Source organism: Sphingobacterium thalpophilum (assembly GCF_038396785.1).
In the GTDB taxonomy this organism is placed as follows: domain Bacteria; phylum Bacteroidota; class Bacteroidia; order Sphingobacteriales; family Sphingobacteriaceae; genus Sphingobacterium; species Sphingobacterium thalpophilum_A.
On the sequence record NZ_CP151087.1, the window covers coordinates 3755204 to 3779462 of the forward strand.

General features: G+C 39.5%; 21 protein-coding genes. 17 read left to right on the forward strand and 4 right to left on the reverse strand.

Annotated features, from left to right (window positions below):
• Positions 1-18: 18 nt before the first annotated feature.
• Positions 19-2499 carry a YfhO family protein gene (locus AACH28_RS16700; RefSeq protein ID WP_341831040.1) on the forward strand — a complete coding sequence of 827 codons (2481 nt, stop codon included), beginning with the start codon at positions 19-21 and terminating at the stop codon, positions 2497-2499.
• 30 nt (positions 2500-2529) lie between these two features.
• Here AACH28_RS16700 and AACH28_RS16705 read toward each other — a convergent pair whose 3' ends face one another.
• Positions 2530-3126, reverse strand: coding sequence for a ribonuclease HII (locus AACH28_RS16705; protein ID WP_341831041.1), 597 nt, complete (start codon positions 3124-3126; stop codon positions 2530-2532).
• A 267-nt stretch (positions 3127-3393) separates the two neighbouring features.
• Here AACH28_RS16705 and AACH28_RS16710 point away from each other — a divergent pair, with 267 nt between their 5' ends.
• From AACH28_RS16710 to fabD, 3 genes are all read left to right on the forward strand, one after another.
• Positions 3394-6231: an outer membrane beta-barrel protein gene (locus AACH28_RS16710; RefSeq protein WP_341831042.1), complete on the forward strand. Its 2838-nt coding sequence runs from the start codon at positions 3394-3396 to the stop codon at positions 6229-6231.
• A gap of 170 nt (positions 6232-6401) precedes the next feature.
• Positions 6402-7631 (forward strand): pitrilysin family protein, encoded by a 1230-nt coding sequence (locus AACH28_RS16715; RefSeq protein ID WP_341831043.1) that lies wholly within the window; start codon positions 6402-6404, stop codon positions 7629-7631.
• A 220-nt stretch (positions 7632-7851) separates the two neighbouring features.
• Entirely contained in the window at positions 7852-8742 is an 891-nt protein-coding gene (gene fabD / locus AACH28_RS16720) for an ACP S-malonyltransferase (RefSeq protein WP_341831044.1), read from the forward strand.
• Positions 8743-9028: 286 nt separating this feature from the next.
• Here the strand turns inward: fabD and AACH28_RS16725 are convergent, their stop codons facing one another.
• Positions 9029-9760, reverse strand: coding sequence for an RDD family protein (locus AACH28_RS16725; protein ID WP_341831045.1), 732 nt, complete (start codon positions 9758-9760; stop codon positions 9029-9031).
• A gap of 114 nt (positions 9761-9874) precedes the next feature.
• Between AACH28_RS16725 and AACH28_RS16730 the strand changes: the two genes are divergently transcribed.
• Genes AACH28_RS16730 through AACH28_RS16755 form a run of 6 tightly spaced genes read left to right on the forward strand, consistent with a single transcriptional unit; the run spans position 9875 to position 16114 of the window.
• On the forward strand, positions 9875-10837 hold the full coding sequence (locus AACH28_RS16730; RefSeq protein ID WP_341831046.1) for a stage II sporulation protein M: 963 nt from the start codon (positions 9875-9877) through the stop codon (positions 10835-10837).
• Complete coding sequence (locus AACH28_RS16735; protein WP_286849147.1) at positions 10828-11739, forward strand: ABC transporter permease; 912 nt, start codon at positions 10828-10830, stop codon at positions 11737-11739. The genes AACH28_RS16730 and AACH28_RS16735 overlap by 10 nt, the downstream gene beginning before the upstream one ends.
• Complete coding sequence (locus tag AACH28_RS16740) at positions 11732-12610, forward strand: DUF4129 domain-containing protein (protein ID WP_341831047.1); 879 nt, start codon at positions 11732-11734, stop codon at positions 12608-12610. Before AACH28_RS16735 ends, AACH28_RS16740 begins: the two co-directional genes overlap by 8 nt.
• Positions 12607-13800, forward strand: coding sequence for a DUF4350 domain-containing protein (locus tag AACH28_RS16745; protein WP_341831048.1), 1194 nt, complete (start codon positions 12607-12609; stop codon positions 13798-13800). Before AACH28_RS16740 ends, AACH28_RS16745 begins: the two co-directional genes overlap by 4 nt.
• The gene (locus AACH28_RS16750; RefSeq protein WP_341831049.1) at positions 13797-14786 is read left to right on the forward strand and encodes a MoxR family ATPase; all 990 of its coding nucleotides are present in this window, start codon (positions 13797-13799) and stop codon (positions 14784-14786) included. Before AACH28_RS16745 ends, AACH28_RS16750 begins: the two co-directional genes overlap by 4 nt.
• On the forward strand, positions 14786-16114 hold the full coding sequence (locus tag AACH28_RS16755; RefSeq protein WP_341831050.1) for a DUF58 domain-containing protein: 1329 nt from the start codon (positions 14786-14788) through the stop codon (positions 16112-16114). The genes AACH28_RS16750 and AACH28_RS16755 overlap by 1 nt, the downstream gene beginning before the upstream one ends.
• Here AACH28_RS16755 and AACH28_RS16760 read toward each other — a convergent pair.
• Together AACH28_RS16760 and metK are read right to left on the reverse strand one after the other, a co-directional pair.
• Entirely contained in the window at positions 16107-16511 is a 405-nt protein-coding gene (locus AACH28_RS16760; protein WP_341831051.1) for a Dabb family protein, read from the reverse strand. The two genes, AACH28_RS16755 and AACH28_RS16760, sit on opposite strands and share 8 nt — an antisense overlap.
• 169 nt (positions 16512-16680) lie before the next feature.
• Positions 16681-17934 carry a methionine adenosyltransferase gene (gene metK, locus AACH28_RS16765; protein ID WP_182982394.1) on the reverse strand — a complete coding sequence of 418 codons (1254 nt, stop codon included), beginning with the start codon at positions 17932-17934 and terminating at the stop codon, positions 16681-16683.
• 304 nt (positions 17935-18238) lie between these two features.
• Here metK and AACH28_RS16770 point away from each other — a divergent pair, with 304 nt between their 5' ends.
• The 7 genes from AACH28_RS16770 to AACH28_RS16800 all read left to right on the forward strand — a co-directional run bounded on the left by AACH28_RS16770 (position 18239) and on the right by AACH28_RS16800 (position 24252).
• Entirely contained in the window at positions 18239-19117 is an 879-nt protein-coding gene (locus AACH28_RS16770) for a diacylglycerol kinase family protein (RefSeq protein ID WP_341831052.1), read from the forward strand.
• 4 nt (positions 19118-19121) lie between these two features.
• Positions 19122-19472 (forward strand): translation initiation factor, encoded by a 351-nt coding sequence (locus AACH28_RS16775; RefSeq protein WP_317669090.1) that lies wholly within the window; start codon positions 19122-19124, stop codon positions 19470-19472.
• A gap of 433 nt (positions 19473-19905) precedes the next feature.
• Positions 19906-20730 carry a MotA/TolQ/ExbB proton channel family protein gene (locus AACH28_RS16780; RefSeq protein WP_341831053.1) on the forward strand — a complete coding sequence of 275 codons (825 nt, stop codon included), beginning with the start codon at positions 19906-19908 and terminating at the stop codon, positions 20728-20730.
• Between the two features lie 101 nt (positions 20731-20831).
• Positions 20832-21494, forward strand: a complete 663-nt coding sequence (locus tag AACH28_RS16785; RefSeq protein WP_341831054.1) for a biopolymer transporter ExbD — start codon at positions 20832-20834, stop codon at positions 21492-21494.
• A gap of 24 nt (positions 21495-21518) precedes the next feature.
• Positions 21519-22076: a biopolymer transporter ExbD gene (locus AACH28_RS16790; RefSeq protein WP_286752824.1), complete on the forward strand. Its 558-nt coding sequence runs from the start codon at positions 21519-21521 to the stop codon at positions 22074-22076.
• 31 nt (positions 22077-22107) lie between these two features.
• Complete coding sequence (locus AACH28_RS16795) at positions 22108-22995, forward strand: energy transducer TonB (protein WP_286727437.1); 888 nt, start codon at positions 22108-22110, stop codon at positions 22993-22995.
• 330 nt (positions 22996-23325) lie between these two features.
• Positions 23326-24252, forward strand: coding sequence for a substrate-binding domain-containing protein (locus tag AACH28_RS16800; protein ID WP_341831055.1), 927 nt, complete (start codon positions 23326-23328; stop codon positions 24250-24252).
• Positions 24253-24259: the final 7 nt, after the last annotated feature.

The window sequence follows — 24259 nt, forward strand, 5'->3', positions numbered from 1 at the left end:
AATGACAAATTTATACGGATGAAAAATTGGTTTAAGGCGAATTCAGCACATTTGATCGTTATTGCGATATTTATTGCGCTCGTATTTTTTTATTTTACCCCTGTTTGGCAAGGAAAAACACTGGCGCAGTCGGATGTGGTACAAGCGCAGGCGGCACAGAAGGAATTATTTGATTTTAAGGCAAAGGATGGTAAAGCGCCCTTATGGACTAACTCTATGTTTGGCGGGATGCCGACTTATCAAATTTGGCAAGAAAATGAGAATAACATTGGTACTTATTTCTTAAAAGCGGTTAAGTTCGCCTTTCCGAGCCCAATGGATACGGTGCTGTTTTATTTGTTGGGTGCTTATTTTCTTTTCAGTGTCTTACGGATCAAACCCTGGCTGGCAGCAATTGGTGCAATAGCCATTGCGTTTACATCCTATAATTTTATTTATATTGAAGCTGGGCACATAACAAGGGCTAATGCAATTGCATTTATTCCACCCGTTATTGCTGCGGTTATTATGTGTTATCGGGGAAGTAAATTGTGGGGGCCTGTGTTATTAGCCTTGTTTCTTTCGCTGGAAATTCGTGTAAATCACTTGCAAACAACCTATTACCTGTTGATAGTCCTGATGGTATACGTGATTTTCACTTTCGTAGATGCAATTAAACAAAAACAATTAAAAGGTTTTTTTATTGCATCGGGTAGGCAGATTATCGCAGTGGTCATCGCTTTGATGGTAAATGCATCAATTTTATTACCAACTTGGGAATATAGTAAATTAAGTACGCGTGGACATGCCAATATTACGAAGGTTGATAATAACAACAGCAAAGAGAAAGGGCTTGATAAAGAATATGCCTATGAGTGGAGCCAAGGGATTGGTGAAACCATTACCTTTTTGATTCCAAATGCCTATGGTGGTTCAACTGGCGGACAATTGGACGAAAAATCACACGTCGCTAAATTCCTAATGGAACGAGGAGGTGCGTCGGAGATTCAAGCTGGTCAGATGGCACAAGGCATGCCAACCTATTGGGGCGACAAACGTTTTACTTCGGGACCATGGTATTTTGGGGCCGGAGTTTTCTTCCTATTTGTTTTAGGCCTTGTTATTGTCAAGGACCGCTTCAAGTGGTGGATTTTGGCAACAACCATTTTAGCATTACTGTTGTCATTTGGAAAAAACTTTACACTTGTATCAGATCTGTTCTTTGACTATTTCCCAATGTACAATAAGTTTAGGGCTGTTGAATCCATTCTTGTTTTGGTTTCCATTACAGTACCTATGATGGCAATTTTGGCTGTCAACGAGCTTTTGACACGGGCGAAGGAGATTCCAAACTTAGATAAAAAAGTGCTGTATACTTTTATTGGTGTCGGTGGCGTCTGTCTGCTTATTGGCGTGATGCCCGATCTCTTTTTAAGTTTTAGGAATGCGGAGCATAGCAATTTAGTAGCAACTTTTGAGCACCAGATAGGCGATAAGACCTTTGCGACGGAGTTGGCAAACCAGTTGGTTCTGGATCGTAAAGATATCGCAAGCAAAGATGCCTATCGTTCCTTTGTCATCGTTCTACTAACTTTTGGATTTGTTTGGGTCTTTTTAAAGAAGAAACTGAGCGAAGGTGTATTACTGGGAACATTGCTGGTCTTATTCTTGTTTGATTTATGGAGTGTAGATAAGCGATTTTTGAATGACAAATCTTTTATGGAGAAAGGGGCTACAGCACAGCAAGTATTCCAGCAACGTGAAGTGGATCAATTGATCTTAATGGATAAAGATCCAAGCTACCGCGTACTAGACTTGACTTCAGATCCGTTTTCGGATGCCCGTCCATCCTACTTCCATAAATCCCTAGGAGGATACCATGCGGCAAAATTAATGCGCTTCCAGGAAATTTTGGAAAATCAATTTAATGGTGCCCTCAATGAAGATGTGTTGGATATGTTTAATGTGCGTTACCTGATTACAACAGATCCTCAAAATCAATCACAGCGTATTGTGCGGAGAAGTACCGCGGCAGGAAATGCCTGGTTTGTGGATCGGGTAAGTTTTGTGAAAGGAAATGCCGAGGAGATGCAGGCTATCAGCTCGTTTGATCCGCATAAAGAAGCTTTTGTCAACCAGCAATATCAAAATGAAGTAAAAGCGAAGACTTCGAATGCGTCGACATCAGGCGAGATTAAGTTGACATCTTACCATCCGGATAAAATGCAATATGAATATACGGCTGCCAATGATGCCTTTGCTGTGTTTTCTGAAGTATTTTATGATAAAGGATGGAAAGCCTATGTGGATGGAAAGGAAACGCCAATTATCCGTGCGGATTATATCCTAAGAGCACTGCAGTTGCCAGCAGGTACACATAAGGTAGAATTTATCTTTGATCCTGAATCGCACAAAATGGGTAATTTATTGACATTAATCTCGTCTATTGTTCTTGTACTGGGAATAGGAGCGGCGATATATTTCTCCTTTAGAGGGAATAAAAAAGAAACAGCGGCTTAAAGCTGTTTCTTTTCGAAGCATTTTAGAGCTTTAGAATAATTTGAGCTGCGGATCGGTTATTCTAAAGCTTTTTCTATGATGTGGAGTGGAGCCGTGCGCCAATACAGCTGTTCTGTGCTTAACTGTCGGATACCCTTTGTTGTTGAGCCAGTCGTAATCGGGATAATCTAAAGCGATGTTATCCATATATTCATCCCGGTACGTTTTAGCCAGAATCGAAGCTGCGGCAATCGATAGATATTTCCCGTCGCCCTTCACAATACATGAATAAGGTATCTTTTGGTAAGGAATAAACTTATTCCCGTCAACAATAATATACTCGGCTTTGGTCTTTAAGAGATCAAGTGCCTTGTGCATCGCCAGGTAGCTCGCATTGTGGATATTTATGCGATCTATTTCTTCTGCTGAGACGCTCGCAACGGCATAAGCAAGGGCTTCGCGCTCAATGATGGGGCGTAAAGCCATCCTTTTTTTTTCACTTAGTTGTTTGGAGTCATTAAGAAGTTGGTGATGATAGTCTGTCGGGAAAATCACTGCTGCAGCGAAAACTGGTCCTGCCAGACAACCTCTTCCCGCTTCGTCACAGCCGGCCTCTATCCACTGCTCCTGATAATATGATAATAGCATGTTCCGCCCTTAAAATAGCCGAAAATACAAATAAATTTACACTAATCTATTGTAACTTCTGTGTGAATATTGGCCATTTACATTAATTAACACTAATAATGTCTTCTTTTGTAAAGATTTAGAGCACTGAACTATTAATGCTGAAGTAATTTTCATTGGCAAAACAAAAGTTTGTTCTGGTGTAGGCCATATGGTTTCAACATTAAACTTGAGCAATAATTTTAGTGTCGAAGATTTATCAATTATAGAAATATAAAAATACGTGTTATGAGAGGCTTTATGCTTTTTTTGTTTAGTATGCTGATGGGATGGACCGTTTATGGCCAGACGAAGAGCGTGCAGGGAATCTTGAAAGATGACAAGAATCGAATTGTCGCCGGTGCAACGGTGAAGTTGACATCAAAGTTGGATTCCATGACTACAGGATCCAATATGGCGGGGATTTTTATCTTTGATAAGATCAAATCCGATACCTTTAAAATTACCGTTTCAAACTTAGGCTTCGAGCGCTTTGAAAAGGAATTTAGTATTCCTAAAGGCGAGTCAAAATATATAATTCCAAGTTTAACTTTACAACAGAATTCACAGATGCTGCAGGAAGTTGTGGTTGATGGAGTACCTACTGTCGTTGTTAAAAGTGATACCCTGGAATATACCATGAAAGATCTAAAGCTCCGCGATGGCGCCGTTGCGGAAGACGCGTTGAAAAAGTTACAGGGAGTCGAAGTGGATAAAGATGGTAACGTTACAGCACAAGGTGAATCCGTAAAGCGGGTTCGTATTAATGGTAAGGACTTTTTTGGTGGAGATGTAAAGACAGCTACCCAAAATTTACCTGCAAATATTATCCAAAAGATGCAGGTCATCGATGATTATGGTGATATGGCCAATGTCACTGGCAATAAAAACGGTGATTCGGAAAAGGTGTTGAATATTCAGATAGATCCCAAATACAATACTGGGCATATGACTACCCTACGGGCTGGCGTGGGAACAGAAGATCGCTATCAGGCTACCGGTATGTGGATGGGGATGCGTGAAGGTGAACAAATTTCGGTGCTGGGGAATTTGAACAATACCAATGCCCCCTTATTCGATTTTAGTACTGTAGGTGGTGGCGCCCGCCGTGGCCAGGGTGGTGGCGGCCGCCGAGGTGGTGGTATGTTTGGTGGCTCGGACGGTTTGACAAAAATTGGTTCCATAGGACTGAATTACCGCAAAGACTTTAATGATAAACTGACTGTTTACGGTAGCTATAGTTTTAGCCATAGCAACAATACAACACTATCCCAACGTTTTCAGGAAAATACACTGCCTAATATAATGCAGACGGACAGTGTGACATCCAATTCGAACACGGTTGGTGATAGCCATCGTTTCGAAGCAAATGTCGAATGGAAGCCTACAACGAAAGATTATATCAAAATATCGCCTCAGTTTGGCTACGACAAGAGCGATGCAACGACAGGTACGAATTCGCTCACGTATCGTAGTAGTGTATTTAATAATTCTCAGGCGCAAGATATTGTTGCCAATTCCACTGCACCGAGATTTGGGATTAGCGGATTGTACAACCATAAATTTAATGATAAAGGAAGGAATGTTTTTGTAAACATGAACTTCAATAATGCAAAAACAACGAAGGATCAGAATGCAATTTTAGATAGGCTATTGGCTGATCCCAATAATGCAAACGCTCCACTAGATTCGATCTATGAAAAAACGATTCTAGAAGCAAATAATAAAAGTTGGAATGGGGGCGCTTCGGTGAATTATACTGAACCTGTTTCCGAGAAAGGAAAAGTGGAATTTACCTATGATTTCAACAAAAACAAGTATGACAATTCGAACAAACAACAAGGGTTTGATCGCGATGGAAACTTAATTGCAGAAGATCCCAAGTTGAATTTTGATTATAATTATGATTATTCCTTCACAACACATAAAATCGGGGCAGACTATTTGTATAGTGGTGATAAAATAACCTATTCTATTGGAGCTGCGGCTCAGCCTTCTCAATTAAGAGGTGATGCGATCAGTTCAGGATTAGTGGTTCCAATTCATCGCAACAATATGAACTGGATGCCTATTGCGCGTTTTGAGTATAAGTTCTCCCGCCAGTCGAATATCTCTGTGAATTATTCGGGAACACCGAATGAGCCTTCAGTAACGCAGATCTTGCCGTTTGATATGAGTACAAACCGGACGAGCATTGTGATCGGTAACGCTAATCTGAATCCGGAGTTTAGCCATCAATTGAATGTAAGATTCCGTAAGAATGATTTTCAAAAGGGAAACAACTTCTTTGCGTTCGTTAATGCCGGTTTGACTAACAACAAGATTGTGAGCTTGAGCAAAAGCTATTTTGATGATTTAATGGATTATCAAACTGGCCAAACAAATTCAACGTTAGTTTCTGAAACCCGCTATTTGAATGAAACAAGCGATAAGCCATTTAATGTAAGTTCTTTCTATCATTATGGTAAATCACTGAAAGAAAAAACATATAATATTATGTTAATGGGTGGTGTGTCTTACAATAAAAATATTGGATATGTTTCCACAGAGAAAGATGATAACGTAGGTCAAAAGAATATCGCCCGGAATATTGTATTAAATCAAGGTTTGATGTTTAGATATAACCCTTCGGAAAACCTAGAAATCAATCCGGGGGTACGCTACCAATTTAATCATACAGAGAATTCATTGACAAATCGTACGACGAATGTTTCTTCTTGGACACCAACATTGATTGGCTCTGTTAACATAACAAAAACAACCATTTTCGGAGCGGATCTATCCAAACAATTCAACAGTGGTTATGGAGCCGGTATTAACGCAAATCCTTTCGTCATAAATACCTACTTGGAGCAGAAGTTCTTGAGTCAACAACGCGGTACTGTACGTCTACAAGCATTTGACTTGTTAAATCAACAAACGAATGTGTCAAGAACGGTGAGTGAGTCTATGATTACAGATAGCCGTACCAACCGTTTGGGTCGATATTTTATGATTCTGTTTACCTATAAATTCCAAAAATTTGCGATGGGAAATCCAGAAGGAGAGAATAGATTTCCGGGCGGAATGAGACCTCCGCGTATGTAATCTGATTCCTATAGGATATAAAAACGGTCATAGTGATTTCGCTATGACCGTTTTGCATTTAAAAATGCCTAGTTTTGTGATCACTTCATGCCCAATACGATCTGAAAATTGGGCAAGGTGGCAAGAAATGTAAGATTTTATTAAAAGAAGCTACAGCAAGTTTGTACTGCATGGAATACGAAATTATTAGACTTTCAAACGGAATACGCGTAGTATTTCAATATCAAAATTTACCGGTTACACATGTCTGCATGGTCATCAACGCGGGGTCTCGGGACGAGTCTGCTGGAAAATATGGTGTAGCTCATTTTATTGAGCACCTTTTATTTAAGCGTACTGAAAGACGCTCTACACAACAGATTATAAATCATTTGGAATCCGTTGGCGGAGATTTAAATGCTTATACGACGAAAGAGTATACCTGTGTACATGCCTCTATTCTTCAGCCTTATTTAAATCGTGCGTTAGATCTTTTTGAAGATATCTTCTTTCATTCCACTTTCCCCGATATAGAATTGGATAAAGAAAAATCTGTCATTGTAGATGAAATGGCATCTTATCTGGATAGCCCGGAAGAGTCTATTGTGGACGATTTTGAAGATCTGGTTTTTCAGGGATCGGGTTTAGGGCATAATATTTTGGGTCTGGAAGATCAGCTTCTTGCACTGCAAAAGGGTGATATTGTCGATTTTATGCGGGCAAATTATGATACAAATGAAATGGTCATTGGTATCACGGGCAATTATACGCTAAAAGAAGTTGAGCGATTGTTGCACAAAGTATTTGGGACCGTGCCTTCAAATACGATAGCACGTCTCCGCAATGACGTCAGACCACTTGTTGAACAGCATGTTGCCGTAGGCAAGCCGATCAATCAGGTGCATTATATGCTCGGTTCTTTAGCTTATAATTATCGAGATGACCGTAAGACGGGGCTGCTGCTTTTGAATAATATGCTTGGTGGAATGGGGATGGGGTCTATCCTGAATCTCTCCATACGGGAGAAATACGGAATAGCCTATACCATTGAATCTAATTATACTATTTTTTCGGATACAGGGTTATTTAGTATTTACCTCGGTACCGATGAAGAAAAAGTTGAAAAAGCTAAAAAACTCGTCTTTAAAGAACTTGCGAAGCTGAGCGAGCAACCGCTATCTGAAACTGCAGTAAAAAAGGCGAAGCAGAAATTTATTGGGCAGATTGCTTTGACCGAAGAGAACCGTATGAGTATGATTATCTCTGCCGCGAAAAACGTAATGGACTATGATCGTGTCATCTTATTGGACGAAGTAATTGAAAAAATTCAGGATTTGACGAATATAGGGCTGCTGGAAATAGCACAAGATGTATTTGATCCGAAGAAGATGTTGTCGCTTAGTTTTGTTCCCGAAGATTGAATTTAAGGCCCTACATTATTCCTTAAGAGGAGATGAATGGTATTGGATCGATGGGCCGACGATGGGAATAATAGCTGGCTGACATGAATTTATATTGCATATAAAAAGCAATTTATCTAAGTTTGCGCTTACGGGAATTCGTTCTTCTCAACCATTGACTGCCGAAGGCAGATTCAATACCTATGGTAGCAGACAAATAAATGAATAAAAAATATAAGGGATGAAAACAGCATATGTATTTCCTGGTCAAGGGGCCCAATTTGTTGGAATGGGGCAAGACCTGTATAATTTAAATGATGAAACGAAAGCCTTGTTCGAACAGGCTAACGATATTTTAGGATTTCGCATCACGGATATCATGTTTTCCGGTACAGATGAGGAATTGAAACAAACGAAAGTAACCCAACCTGCTATTTTCTTGCATTCGGTTATTTTGGCGAAAGCCTTGGGAGAGTCTTTTCAACCTGACATGGTTGCAGGTCACTCTTTAGGTGAGTTTTCAGCTTTGGTAGCAGCCGGTGCATTGAGCTTTGAAGATGGCTTGAAATTGGTTGCACAACGCGCCAATGCGATGCAAAAAGCATGTGAGCTTCAACCTTCAACGATGGCTGCGATATTAGGACTGGAAGATGCTATAGTGGAAGATATCTGTGCTCAGGTTGATGATGTCGTGGTAGCTGCAAATTATAACTGTCCTGGGCAATTGGTTATTTCGGGATCTATTGAAGGTGTGGACAAAGCTTGTGCTTTGCTGACCGAGGCCGGTGCTAAGCGCGCATTAAAATTAAACGTGGGTGGAGCATTTCACTCACCATTGATGGAATCTGCCAAAGTCGAATTGCAAGCGGCTATCGAAGCTGTAAACATTTTGTCGCCTCGCTGTCCGATTTATCAAAATATAGATGCCAAACCACAGACAGATCCAGCGGTTATCAAGGAAAATCTTATTGCGCAATTAACTGGCGCTGTACGGTGGACGCAGACAGTACAAAATATGTTGGCCGATGGTGCAACAGCTTTTGTAGAAGTTGGTCCAGGAAATGTATTGCAGGGATTGGTTAAGAAGGTCGACCGTCAAGTTCAGACTTCCGCAGCATCAGTGACCGCGTAACAAAATATTCAGTATAAAAAAGGAATTATTTTGCAGTGCCCTCAAAAAGTGTCCGACTTTTTGAGGGCATTTTTTATGAACGAAAAATCGAAATCACATCAAGAATTCCCTGTAAAAATTAGATAAGACGTAGGGATCATTTTCGGAGATTACTCGGTGCTTCTTCGGTGCTTGTTCGGAGCTCGTTCGGTACTTCTTCGGTTGCAAGCGAAGAAACACCGAACGAGCTCCGATCGATATCCGTTTTTTAACCGAGAAAATGCCGAATCAATTATGGGCTTAAAAACTACTTATCCTTAAACATGCTGTAATGATCTTTCATGACTTGCAGGACAAAATCATTGGGGGTCATTTTTTCCGGATGTTTAACCTCCATCACTGTTTCCAACCGTTGTACTAAGGCAGTTAAAATTCCTACATCTCTTCTGTCAAAAGCTGTTTGATAGATCTCTTTGACCGAATTAGCATCCTTGTCGCTCAATTTAATCACTTGTGGAAATAGGATAGGGTGGTTGTCGAATGTCTCTTCGTAAATTGTGTCGCTCAATTTTAAGGTAGGTTTGAGACTGATAACAGAAGTTTCACCAGCAATATCTCCAATGCGTTGTCCATTTTTGGATAAAACGATCGACGTAATGGCGACACCACCCATCGTCATCCAGATATCTACAATAGATAGACTCCATCTGGACAAGTATTGATAGAAGTTGGCACGTGAGCCGTCAAGCTTGACGACCTTTATTTTCATGATTTTCTTACCTACTGTCTGACCACCAAAGGCGGTTTCGGTAATCAATGTGTAAAAAAACGCGGGTAGGGTCAATGCCATCATAACGCCATAAAAAAGATAGGGATCTCCTGCGTTCATGTTTATGCTGTCCAAGAGAAAGAAGCAAAAGAAATAATAACAGACTATAATAAAATAATCTATTGCAAATGCGATCATTCTTGAGCCAAGACTGGCAAGATTATATTCGATTTTTACATTTTGTGCCGTATTTATCTCAAGCTTATTCATATGCAAATTAGTTGAATTTAATGTAATATAGCATATCTAGGTTATTTTAGCTCTAATTTGTGCTTTTCAATCATGGATATTTCCTATATTTGGTTATGCCAGTTAAAAAAATTAATGAGAGAAGCATCCTTTGTAGAACGAAATAAAGAAAAATGGACGTTAATTGAAAATAATTTATCAATTAATATGCAGGTTGATCCAGATGAATTGGCCTCAAATTATATTGAGCTCACAAATGATCTGGCGTATGCACAAACCTTTTATCCTGAAAGTAAGGTAAAGGCTTATCTGAACGAACTGGCCGTAACCGTCCATCAGAAAATCTATAAAGATCAGAAAGCTTCCAATAATAAGTTTAAATCTTTTATCAATGAAGAGATACCGCAGGCGATTTGGTCAATTCGCCGACCCTTGCTGTATTCATTCTTAATTTTTGTTTTGGCTTCGGTCATTGGTTTTTTGTCATCTGTATACGATATGGATTTTATTCGGCTTATTTTAGGTGACTACTATGTCGATTCGACGATAGAAAGCATAAAAGCAGGTGATCCTGCTGCGGTATATGGAAAGGGAAGTAACTTTGGGTCGGCAATTTGGATTACGATTAATAATGTGCGGGTTGCTTTTATGGCCTTTGCTGCTGGACTATTTTTCAGTGTAGGAACAGGTTACGTTTTGTTTAGCAATGGTATTATGCTTGGTGCATTTCACCATATGTTTTTCCAATATGGCGTGATGGGGAAAGCCATGTCAGCGATTTGGATTCATGGCACTATTGAGATTTCGGTAATTATTGTGGCTGGAGGATGCGGGTTGGCCATCGGTAATAGCATTCTATTTCCCAAATCGTTTACACGTTTGACATCTTTTGTCCGCACAGCAAAGATTGCGATGAAAGTTCTCGTCAGCACAATTCCTTTTTTTATTATCGCTGGTACATTGGAAGGTTTTGTAACACGGTATTATAATGTGTCAATTTGGTTATGCTTATTGATTATCGTTTTATCCTTACTGGCTATCCTTTATTTTTATGTTATTAATCCTTATCGACTAGCAAAACGATTTCAATGGAAATAGATTTTGAGTTTCAAAAAGAACGGAAGGTAGGGGACTTTGTTCAAAGTTTCATAGATCTTTTTAAATTGATCTATAGACACTTTGTTTCTACTATTTTTGGTTTATCTGCGGTACCTCTAGCAGGGATTGCTTTAGTTTACTATTTTCTTTCTACAAAAATCACTTTTTCGGCCAACAGTGATTCTTTTGAGGATATCGATGCTTTTACTTGGGCTGGATTACTCATTTTGGCGCTGGTAGCTTTGGGGCTTTACGTTTATGGTATTTCTATCGAATATTTTTTACTGCTCAAAGAGCGCAAAAGTACAGCATTTTCGGGCGCGGAGGTGCTGAAGAATTTCCGATCAAACCTCGGGAAATACTTTATGTTTTTAATTGCCATGATATTGGCGTTAATTGTCGTCTTTATTCCCCTGGCCATCGTCGCTGCAATTTGTGCTTTTATCCCTTTCGTCGGGAGTTTTGCGATCGGTATTTTGGGGTCTATGGTCGGCATTTGGTTATTTTGCTCATTTTTATTTTATCGGGAAGGTTATTCGGATCTAGGGAGCTGTTTTACAGATGCCTATGTGATGCTGAGCAAAAAATTGATTCAATATGGTATCGCGACCTATATCGTGAATTTTATTTTTCAAATGGCGGTCATGATGATTTCCATAGTTCCTTTGATTATCATGGGGCTTTTATCATTCAACTTCTTAGGTATAGATGCCGCCTTTTTTGATTCATCCTGGGGAAAACTGCTGATGACATTGGGAGGCTTATTTATCACGTTATTTACCCTTTTTCTGTATATGTCTGGGGTTTTGGCCAATGGTATTATTTATGAAACGGCCAAGGACCTCAAATTTGGAGAACGTATTTATGGCATGATCGAAAAGATAGGAGGAAAAGATGAATAGACTCTTCGTTTTTTTTGGTATCGCCTTATTATCCATTTTTTATGCTTGTGATCCAAAACCAAGGGATACGGATTCCAATAGTGATAGAATCGATTCGCTCAATGTGAGAATAGATTCGACCTTGGTGGGAACAGATTCTGTCGCTATTGACTCAATAGCCGTAAAAGCTCCTAATGGCCAACAGGAAAAAGATGAAATTGACCTGTGGGATCCCACATTATTTGATTCAATCCCCAAATATACCGAAGAACGTTCATTTAAAATGGATCCTTATCAGGATATCATCAAACGTTACGAGACCGATGATTTTGTTTATTCAGAAAATATTAAAGATCGCGTAGGCGTATTACAGCGCATCCTTGCGCGGCTCGCGGATTGGATTGGAAGTATCATGCCAGATAATCCGTATAAATTTCGGGAAGAGTTTGGTTATGTATTTGCTTTTTTAGCTGTTATTGCATTAGCGTTTATCCTTTATAAAGTGCTCTACAACAGAAAACAATATTTTATTAAACATAGTGAAGAGGAGAGTGAACTTGACGTTTTAGCCTATGTGGAGCGAAACCTGATGAATAGCAACCTGGAGCCTTATATTCAGGAGGCTATCGCCCAAAGGAATTATGCATTGGGTATCCGGTACTTACAGCTATTGAATATTCAGAAACTAGCGCAATCCGATCATATCAAATGGAAGCTGAGCAAAACGAACGCTGAATTTACACAAGAGATTCAAAACGAGGAGCTCCGTCGTGGATTTGCGGAATGTACAAGAATATTTGATTACGTCTGGTTTGGTCAATTTGAATTAACAGAGGACAATTTTAGTCAATATCAGCAATTGTTTCACCAATATCAAAAACAGATTAAATGAAGGGATCGGTAAAATTTGGATTGATATTATTGACTGTTGTGTTAGTGCTAATAGCTCTTATCGATGCAACAAGTAAGAAACCTATTATCTGGGATCGGACTTTTGATGCAAAAGATAAAAATCCTTTTGGCGCTTATGTGCTACGTCAAGAACTAAAGCATATCATTGATCAAAAGAACACAACGATTGAGCGACCATTGTATGAATATTTGGACAGTACAAAGAAAACCGACGCTAACTTATTTTTTTACACCTCCTATTTTTCAATGGGTGAAGCCGCGGAAGATAAATTACTGGATTATGTAAACCGGGGTGGGAAAGCAATGATTGTAGCCGAGGATATTGATCCTTATCTGTTGGATTCCCTCGGTTTGAAAACAGATAACTTCTATGGTTTTAAAAAAGGTGTGAATATAAAAAGCCAACTGCGTGTGCGGTTGATGAACGATAACAATAAAATTCATTACAGTAAATCAGATCTTGGCGAAGTATTCAAAAAACTTCCTAAAAATGCGACCATTTTGGGTGCGATTACCTATAAGGAATTTACGTTACCGAACTTCATAGCGGTTCAATTTGGTAAAGGGACATTCTATCTGCACCTGACCCCTGATTTATTTGGAAACTATTACTTGCTGAATTCCGCTTCGCAATATACCTATGTTGCTAAGTCATTATCTTATCTAAATGATAAGCCGATCGCTTGGTATGATTTTAAAGCGAATCTGGAGCAATATCGGACACCTTTGCGTGTATTGCTTATGAATGATGGTCTTCGGCAAGCTTGGTATGTTTTGTTGGCGGGGCTAGTCCTTTTGCTTGTGTTTCGAAGTAGACGTGAGCAGCGGGCTGTGGCGGTCGTGAGCCCAGAACCGAATCTCTCGAAGGACTTTTGTGGAACCATTGCTACTTTATATTATGAAAATGGCGCACCAGGTAATATGGTTGCAAAAAAAATAGATTACTTCCTGCACGATCTTCGGATGCGGTTTCATTTGGACACGCTGATGTTGCGGGAAGAAGAGTTCAGTGAGGAACTGGCGGAGCGGGCTGGAGTTCCGCTCGTAGAGACACAGTCATTAATCCGGCTGATTGTTCGCATGCAAGATGCTAAACAACATGATGTGGCTGATCTCAAAATGATTAACGATACAATAGAAGAGTTTAAACATAAAGCAAAAATGATATGAGTGACTTCGATAAATATATATCTTTTGAAAACCGAATAGATGTCTCGGTTTTATTCGATAAAATGGCACAGGTAAAGTCGGAGGTGAAAAAAGTCATCGTTGGGCAGGATCAATTGATTGACATGCTCTTAATCTCGATCTTGGCCTCAGGGCACTCTTTGATCGAGGGCTTGCCCGGGGTGGCGAAAACATTATCCGCAAAATTGATTGCCAAAACGATTCACAGTGAATTCAAGCGGATTCAATTTACACCGGATTTAATGCCTTCGGATGTAACGGGATCGTCGATACTCGATTTGAAAAGTAATGAATTTGAATTTCGTCGGGGACCTATTTTTGCAAATATTGTTTTAATCGATGAAATCAATCGTGCTCCGGCAAAGACACAAGCCGCACTTTTTGAAAGTATGGCGGAGCAACAAGTGTCGGTCGATGGAACGACCTATCGATTGCCAGGACCGTTTGTTGTTTTTGCGACACAAAACCCCATCGAACACGAAGGCACCTATCGATTGCCGGAAGCTCAGCTCGATCGTTTCTTGTTTAAGATCAATGTGAATTATCCTGAGCTTGAACAGGAACTGGAAATATTAAAGGAGCACCATGCCCAAAAAGCAGAGAATAAAGAGGATCAGGTTCAGGCTGTAGTTTCGGCCGCAGAAATTTTAGGATTCCAGAAATTGATCAAATCTATCTTTGTTCACGAGGAGTTGTTAACTTACATTGCTCAAGTTATTATAAAGACACGAACTAATCCAAGTTTGACACTTGGGGCATCACCGCGGGCTTCTATTGCTTTGTTGGAATCAGCAAAGGCCTCAGCTGCGTTGACAGGCCGAGACTTTGTTACTCCTGAGGATATTCGGAGGGTGGCATCTGCTGTACTGGGCCACCGTGTCATGTTGACTCCAGAAAGGGAAATGGAAGGATTTACAACCGCTTATGTCATCGACCAAATCATTAATTCTGTAGAAATTCCAAGATAATGAATAAATTAAGGCAGCTTTTTCTAACAAATCAATTCTTCTACACCCTATTAGGTGTAGCAACACTCTTTACATTTTCTTTTTTCGTTAAAGGATTGTTGATTGTGGCTTGGATTGTTTTTTGGATATGGTTGGCTGTTTTGGCTTTTGATTTTATTGTCTTGTTCTCAGGAAAGGGGCGAATTGAGGTCACAAGGGTATATCCTGAAAAATTATCCAATGGCGATGAAAACCCGATGCGTCTGTTTGTGAATTCTTTTTACCCGTTTGGGACAAAAGTGGATATTTTGGAGGAGTTTCCGGTACAGCTTCAAATTCGGGATAAAGATTTTGCGACAAGTTTGCTGGCCTTTCAGCGCTCGGAAATTTCGTTTTCCTTGCGACCCACACAAAGGGGTGTTTATCAGTTTGGTCGTTGTATGGCTTTGGTTCAGCGTTTTGGATTTTTCAAAAGAAGGTTTGTTACCAATCAAGAACAGGAAATACCCTGTTATCCATCTTATATTCAACTCCGAAAATACCAGCTTTTGGCAACAAGTAATCGGTTGAATGAACTGGGGATAAAGCGTATTCGACGGATTGGTTCGGCTATGGAATTTGACCATGTTAGAGAATATGTACAGGGGGATGACTATCGGCATATGAACTGGAAGGCATCTGCAAAAGTCAAAAAGTTGATGGTCAACCAATATGAAGAAGAGAAATCACAGCCCATCTATTCTTTTATAGATCTCGGGAGGGCGATGCGCATGCCCTTCAACGACCTGACCTTGTTGGATTACTCCATCAATGCTGCGCTAGTGCTTTCGAATGCAACCCTATTGAAGCAAGACCGTGCAGGATTATTGACCTTTTCAAAGGATATAAACGCATTTGTACCAGCTGAGAAAAGAAATAATCAGATGCTTAAAATTTCAGAGACGCTCTATCAGGTGTCGACCAAATTTGAAGAATCGGAATTCGGAAAATTATATAGTTATGCCAATGCACATATTAATAAACGTTCGCTTATTTTTGTTTATACAAATTTTGAGACCTTAGACTCCTTGAGGCGTCAGATGAATTATCTATCGATGCTCAATAGAAGTCATATTATAGTTGTTGTCGTTTTTAAAAATGTCGAGGTGGAGGATTTAGCCAAAAGTGCACCGAAAAAAACGATAGACATCTATAATCAAATCATTGCTGAAAAGTTCATCTATGAGAAGCAGCTAATCGTACAAGAGCTTATCCGTCATGGGTTTCAGACCATTTACACTGCACCAGAAAATCTAACTATCAATTCCATTAATAAATACCTTGAAATTAAGGCACGTGGTCTTATTTAATAATCGAAGTATCTTTGACCATGACTTTCGTCCAAAGGTGCTGATATTTTTCAATGGCTTTTAAATGGATTGGATGCGTTTCGTAGATAGTAATATCGTTAAGATCTTTGAATGTCACAATTATGGTATAGTCAAAGCTGTTGTCTACGACAGGTCTCAGGTTTGTCTGCGCCGGAACGCCATAATTAAGCGTTTTGATGACGTCGATTTTTCGAAGGTCCTCAAAAAATCCAACAAAATTCTTTTTTTCTTTTTCACTGAGATCTTTTTTTAGCCAAAAATTGACAACGTGTACAATGGTGCTGGACTCGATAGCCTCATCCGATTGAACTGTATTTGCCCATGTGGGAGCAGTTACGAGCACCATGGGTGCTAGAAGAAAGTTGCGTCTTTTCATGATTGAACGGTTTAGAAGCTTCAAGATACAAAACCTTCGTGAATTCACCAATAGCAATGACGCTCATTGTGAGAGAAGGGTTTTTGTGGTTAAGGAAAAATAGACGTTTTCAGCAAACAAAAAAGGGAGACGTTATGCCTCCCTTTTATATTTTGATAGATGTTGGATTCTATATCCCAAACTCTTCCTTCACTTTATCGATATAATCCAGTTTTTCCCAAGTAAAAAGTTCAACTTCAATTTGCTTTTTCTCGCCAGTTGAGCTTTCGAATTCCTTGGTTACTTTTCTTGGTGTTCTTCCCATGTGTCCATAGGCTGCAGTTTCTGAATAAATGGGATTTCTCAGACCCAGACGCGTTTCAATTCCGTATGGCGTCATATCAAATAAATGTGCGATTTTTTCGGCAATCTGGCCATCGGTCAAATTTACTTTGCTTGTTCCATAGGTATTTACATAAATTCCCATAGGATCTTTTACACCAATTGCATAGGAAATCTGTACCAGAATTTCATCTGCAACACCTGCTGCCACTAAGTTTTTGGCAATATGGCGCGTTGCGTATGCAGCGGAACGGTCTACCTTAGATGGATCTTTTCCTGAGAAAGCCCCTCCACCATGTGCACCTCGGCCGCCGTAGGTATCGACAATGATCTTGCGACCGGTAAGTCCTGTATCTCCGTGAGGTCCACCGATAACAAATTTTCCAGTTGGATTGATATGAAACTTAATTTCATCGTTAAATAACAACTGAAGTTCTGGTTTCAATTGTGCTTTAACACGTGGAATTAAGATCGTTTTGATGTCATGTGTAATTTTATCCAACATAACTTGTTCGGTGTCGAAGTCGTCATGTTGTGTGGAGATTACGATTGCTTCGATTCTTTTTGGTTTGTGGTCGTCGCTATACTCAAGGGTAACCTGAGATTTTGCGTCCGGGCGCAAATACTTGATTTCGTTATTTTCGCGACGTAGCTCGGCCAACTCATAAAGTAAGCGATGCGATAGATCCAATGCCAGAGGCATAAAATTTTCAGTTTCGTTGTTTGCATAACCGAACATGATGCCTTGGTCGCCCGCACCCTGTTCTTGTCTTGTCTTGCGGTCTACGCCCTGGTTGATATCAGCAGACTGCTCGTGAATCGCCGAAAGAACGCCACAGGAGTTTGCCTCGAACATGTATTCAGATTTGGTGTAGCCAATCTTTTGGATCACCGAACGGGCTATTTTCTGAACATCGAGGTATATGTTTGATTTAACCTCGCCGGCAAGAACTACTTGCCCAGTCGTTACTAGCGTTTCAATAGCGACGCGAGAGTCCTCGTCCCATGCTAAAAAATTGTCTATTAATGCATCTGAAATTTGATCCGCAATTTTGTCTGGATGCCCTTCAGAAACAGATTCTGACGTAAATAAATAAGCCATGCTTTACGTAATTTTTAATATTGGATTTGCGCTAGAATGAAATAACAGCAAAGTGATAAGAGCCGTGATAGCGAAGGGTTTTTAGCACTTTTTTACTGTGGTTGCAATCTCCTTGTCGTTGCCTTGTAACGCAACAGCACGCAAATCAGTCCACATTCTATTTTTTGTGCGACAAAGCTACAATACTTTGAGGATTATTTAAAATCAAATTTATATTTTAACTTTTAAAAGCATAGGGAAGTGCGCTAATTAGTATAAAGATTACATTATTTTAAGAAATTGGTAATTTCCGCTATCTTTGGATATGTCAGAACGTAAACAAATACTGTTTGTTATTAATCCTATTTCAGGGGGGAAAAATAAAACTTCCTTTAAAAAGCAGGTGCTGGATGTGCTTGATCTACAGAAGTTTGATCCTACTTTCCAACAAACGGCGAGACCGAACCATGCTTATGAAATTGGGCTGAAAGCGATCAAAGAAGGCTATGATGCAGTCATCGCTGTCGGTGGTGATGGGACGATCAATGAATTGGGATCCGCTTTGGTCGGATCTGGAATTCCATTGGGGATTATTCCTGAGGGCTCTGGCAACGGCCTAGCGCTCTATCTAGGGGTTCCTATGAATGAAGCGGCTGCAATTCGTCGGATTAATCGTTTTGAGTCGATTGAGGTTGATTGTGGTTTAATTAACGATAGACGATTTTTTAATATCGCGGGTTTAGGTTTTGATGCTTCCGTGAGTGAAAATTTTGCGAATGAAAATATTCGCGGACCTCTGGGCTATATGAAGTCCGTTTTTAATGTGCTCAGTAAATACCAACCTGCCCATTATAAATTAACGATTGATGGAAAGGTTTACGAAAGGCAAGCGTTTATGATCAGTGTAGCGAACTCTCCCCAATATGGAAATAATGCCTATATCGCACCACAGGCTTCGGTTAACGATGGCATTTTAGATGTCTGTATCGTGCACAAGTTTCCACTTTATATTTTGCCAAAGATGATTTTCCATCTTTTTAATAAATCGGCAGATCAATCCAGTTATGTTGAGATCATTCCTGGAAAGAACATACAGATCGAGATTGATAAGGTGTCACCGGTTCATGTGGATGGAGAACCGATCGAGCTTGGCGATAAACTGGATATTTCCATTATACCAAAAGCACTAAAGATAATTTGTTAAGGTCATGAGCAAAAATAAAAAACAGTCCTACGAGGGCGTAGTATATTCAACAGATGACAGTTTCAGCTATCAGCTGGCTGATTTTTTTCAGGAAGCTGATACTTTACCGGTCAACCAGCAAAACTTGAAGGTACAACTGGATCGTAAAATGCGGAAGGGGAAAGTTGTTACGTTGGTTACGGGGTTTGTCGGAAAAGCGGAAGATCTAGAAAGCTTAGGTAAATTGTTGAAACAGAAGTGCGGAGTGGGCGGAACGGTAAAAGATGGAGAGATCATCATACAAGGAGAGTTCAAACAAAAGATCTATGAGTTGTTACTTAAAGAAGGGTATCGCGTAAAATTAGTCGGTGGTTAAACAAGTATAACGAGGATATTCGTATTAAATCTAATGAATTGTTTATTAGGCAAGTATGGTTTTGGTTAAGACTGTGCGATTGTTTGAAAACATGAGTAATCACTTACTTTTTGTCGTTTAAAATCCTTGATTTTTTTGCATATCAAAAAAAAAATGGCTTTCATTGTAAAATAATTATTGCGAATAAGCGATTTAGCATAGAGTAGCAATGATTATATAACGGGAACTGCTGAGAAAAATAACACGGATTAATGGTGTGTTCAGTTTGAAAAAACAAATTTGATTTTTTTTATATATTTGAGATGAATATTTTAAATTTGACATTAAATATTAAATTTGCTTTGCAAAATTGGTTTCAAAAGCGAATAAAAGTGCATATAATTTAAACAACATTATATATTTAAACAACAGTAAAAAACTAAAAATTAGAAAAATGGCAAACGCACCTAAAACTGCTGCAAAACAAGAGAGCAACAACGGAGGATCTTTCTTTGCTCAAGCTGCAATCATCATCTGTTTCATCGTGGGTTTCTGTGTATGGAAATTTGTGATGGGTAATCCAACTAACTTCGTTGACAACAATCCTGAAAATGCTCCAAATCCAGGTAACTACTTAGGAATGGTTTACCATGCTGGGGCTATCGTACCTGTTTTGCTTGGTTTATTCTTGATGGTATGGGTTTTCTCAGTAGAACGTTTTATCGTTATTAACAAAGCATCTGGTACAGGAAACGTTGGAAACTTTGTGAGAAAAATCCAAACGTTGATTAATGGTGGAAACATCGACACAGCAATCGCTGAGTGTGACAAACAAAAAGGTTCAGTAGCAAACGTAGTTAAGGCTGGTTTATTGAAATACAAAGCAGTATCAGTAGATCCTAACGTTGACACTGAAAAAGCTACTATCGCAATTCAAAAAGAAATCGAAGAAACTACAGCATTAGAAATGCCAATGTTAGAGAAAAACTTAAACGTTATCGCTACATTAGTTTCTATCGGTACATTATGTGGTCTATTGGGTACGGTAACAGGTATGATCAAAGCCTTCTCGGCATTGGCAACAGGTGGTGCTCCAGATTCAGCTAAATTGGCAAACGGTATCTCTGAGGCCTTGATCAATACAGCAACTGGTATCGCGACTTCAACATTCGCTATCGTATTGTATAACATCTTTACTGCAAAAATCGATAAATTAACTTACTCTATCGACGAAGCTGGTTTCTCAATCGTACAAACGTACGCTGCAAACCACAAATAAGAACTATGATGAAAATTTTTGATTTTATTTTATGGAAATCAAAAATCAAAAGCATCATAGGATAGAAGATTGAGTTTTTAATTTAAAAAGAAGAATTTAAAATGGGTAAAGCAAAAGTAAAAAGAGCCAGTACGTCGATCGACATGACAGCGATGTGTGACGTATCGTTCTTACTGCTTACGTTCTTCGTCTTAACGGCGACTGCGCGCCAACCGGAAGCATTGACGGTGGATACCCCAGCATCGACTACAAAAGATAAGTTACCTGATTCAAATGTGGGTATGATCACAATAGGCGATAAAGGTAAAGTTTTCTTCGGTACGACTGATCAACAAGTTCGCGTAAAAGCACTAGAAAGAATGTCAGCAAAGTATGGCGTTGGCTTTTCACAAGAAGATTACGATCGTTTCAAATTGATGGAAAACTTTGGTGTACCAATGTCTAAGTTAAAAGCATTGCTAGCTTTGGATGGAAGTAAGCGTACGGAAAAAGGTTTGCAAACTGGTATCCCGGTTGATAGTACAGAGAATACTTCAAATGAGTTGTATTACTGGGTTCAAAATGCCCGTCTTGCAGCTGAGGAAGTAAATAAGGAAAAAGAGGCATCAGATAAAAACTTCGTGCATCCAGGACCTTTAAAGATGGCTATCAAAGCAGATGCGAATGAAAAATATCCTTCGGTTAATTTAGTTATTGAAACGTTGCGGAATCAAAAGCAAAACAAATTTAGTTTCATAACAGGCATGCGTGCTGAGGAGAAATAATTGACGATTTAATAAGAACAAACAATGGCAGAATTAAATCAGGATAGTGGTAAAAAAGGCAAAGGCGGGAAAGTAAGATCCAAGAAGAATGGCGGTAAGGTCGACCTTACGGCGATGGTGGATTTGGCATTCTTGTTGATTACCTTCTTCATGTTGACCACGTCCTTAAATAAACCGCAAGCGATGGATGTGGCTATGCCAGACAAAAATAAAATTAAGGAACAACAAAGCGATGAATTGCTTACAGCAGATAATCGTTCCCTGACAATTTTATTGGGTTCTGACAATAAAGTCTCTTGGGTATATGGTCAAGTTGCTCGTCCGATCGAAGGTCCTACTGTCGCTGGTTACGGTGCAGATGGGATTCGTAAGGTACTGATGGAGAAAAAGGCATATGTACCTCGCGTTTCAGGCGGTAAAGACATGATCGTAATCATAAGACCTAGTGATAAATGTACACAACGTAATCTGGTTGACATTCTTGACGAGATGAAAATTGTAGACGTAAAACGCTATATGATCGGTAAGATTACTCCAGAGGAAGTGGAAGTGTTAAAACGTGACAATATCTATAATGATTAGTTATTAGATTGACACAAAAAACTAAAATAAGATGATAGGGTCAAAATTAGATATTTTTAAGAAAGAATGGCTTGATGTCGTTTTTCAGGGCCGCAACAAGGAATATGGAGCTTACGAGCTTCGTAAACTTGCGCCTAAAGCGACTAATAGAGGGCTACTTGTCGTTATCGGCTTTGTAGTGCTAGCAAGTCTTCTTCGTCTTTTCGGAGACAAAATTTTTCCGAAAAAGCCTGTTGAAGCACCTCCAGCGGTAACTGAGGTTACTTTGGAAGACCTTGAAGAAATCAAGCCACCAGAACCACCAGAAGAGGAGCCTCTTCCACAAGAACCGGAGGAAAAACCTCAACAAGTGGCTATGGATGTACCAAAAGAGGATTTGGTTCGTTTCCCTGAGCCTAAAGTAGCTCCTGCAAACAAAGTTGTAGAAGAAGTTGCTTCTCAGGAAGAGTTGAAGGATCCAAATAAAACGCCAGCACGTATTACCTTGAAAGGTAGCCCGACTGGTACTTCCGTTGCACGTGGTGAATTTGGTTCGAAGAAACAAGACGGTGCAATCACTGGTGCTGCAAAAGGGGATCCTAATGGTAATGGAGACGAAATTCTTCCATTTAATGCCATTGAGGTTCAACCAATGCCTGTAGGCGGTATGCAAGCATTTATGTCTTGGGTTGGTTCAAACTACGAGTACCCAGCTGCTGCGACTGAAAATGGTGTGAATGGTGTCGTGGAAGTGTCCTTCGTTGTAGAAAAGGATGGTAGCTTGACAGACATCAATATTAAACGTGATTTGAAATATGGTACTGGTGATGCAGCTGTAAGGTTGCTTAAAAAAGCGAAGAAATGGAAACCTGGTATTCAAAATGGTCGTCCAGTTCGTGTAGCGTACACTTTACCAATTCGATTGAACCTTCAAAATTAGAATGACAAATTTTAATTCGAATAATAATTCAAATTTTAGACAGAAATCGCCTCTGAAGCGGTTTCTGTCTATTTTAGGACTATTTATGTTTGGCTTTTATTTTGTTTTGGGCCTTTTGATTATATTCTGGGACAGTTTTCCCATTCCGATTAATCCAACTTACAAAACAATCTTTGGCGTCGTATTGATCCTGTATTCTTTTATGCGGTTTGTACGGCTTTGGCAAAATAATTTTTAATTAACTGCCCTCTTCTTTTTGGCTACAAGCAATTCTCTCTTCAAAAATTAAACTATTTTTTAATTAAACTGTCTTATTTTATGATGTATCATATGAGAAAATATAAAATGGTTCTTGTGATGCTTGGCATCTGTATGGGCATTTTTGTTTCCTGTAAAAATAAAACAAAGCAAGCGAAAGAGGGCGAGGATATTTTAACAGGTAAGCTGCCCGTTATTGTGGATCAAACGTTGTTGCCTATTATCAAAGAATCTGCGGATGTTTTTGAGAGCTCTTATCCAAATTCAAGTTTGGAGCTTATGGCCCGGCCGGAGATTAAAGCTGTCAATGCATTGCTTGCTGATTCGGCCTATGTGGTAGTATTGACGCGAAAGCTGACAAATGAAGAAGATAGCTATTTCAGAAAACGCGGTATTCAGCCAAAGATATTTCAAATGGCTTCGGATGCTGTTGTATTGATCAGTAATCGTAACAGTACTGATACTATAATGCCTCAAAAAGACGTTAAGTCTTTGTTGGAAGGTAACTTAGCCGGGCAACGTTTGATCTTTGACAATGCCAATTCAAGTACACTGCGGTATTTGAAGGACTATTTCAAATTGAACAAAATCGATCCGAAAGCTGTTTCTGCTTTAAAGGATAGTGAGGATGTGATGAAATATGTGAGCGAGAATACGAATACAGTGGGCGTTATTGGTTATAATTGGTATTTAAAAGCTGTGGAAAAAAATTCGAATTTATTGGATAAAATTCGTACATTGAGCATCGAAAGCGTTGGTAAAGAGGGTGAAAAGCTTAGTTTTTATAGACCGTCCCAATCAACTATCGCCGACGGCTTATATCCTTTTGTAAGACCTGTCTACATTATGAACTATCAGCCGAATATGGGCTTAGGTTTGGGCTTCAGCGCCTTTTTGACAGGAGATCGTGGACAACGTATTGTATTGAAAGCTGGATTGGTTCCTGCTACAATGCCTGGCCGGGAGATCATTATTAGAGATGAAAGTTATATTAAATAGATAATAA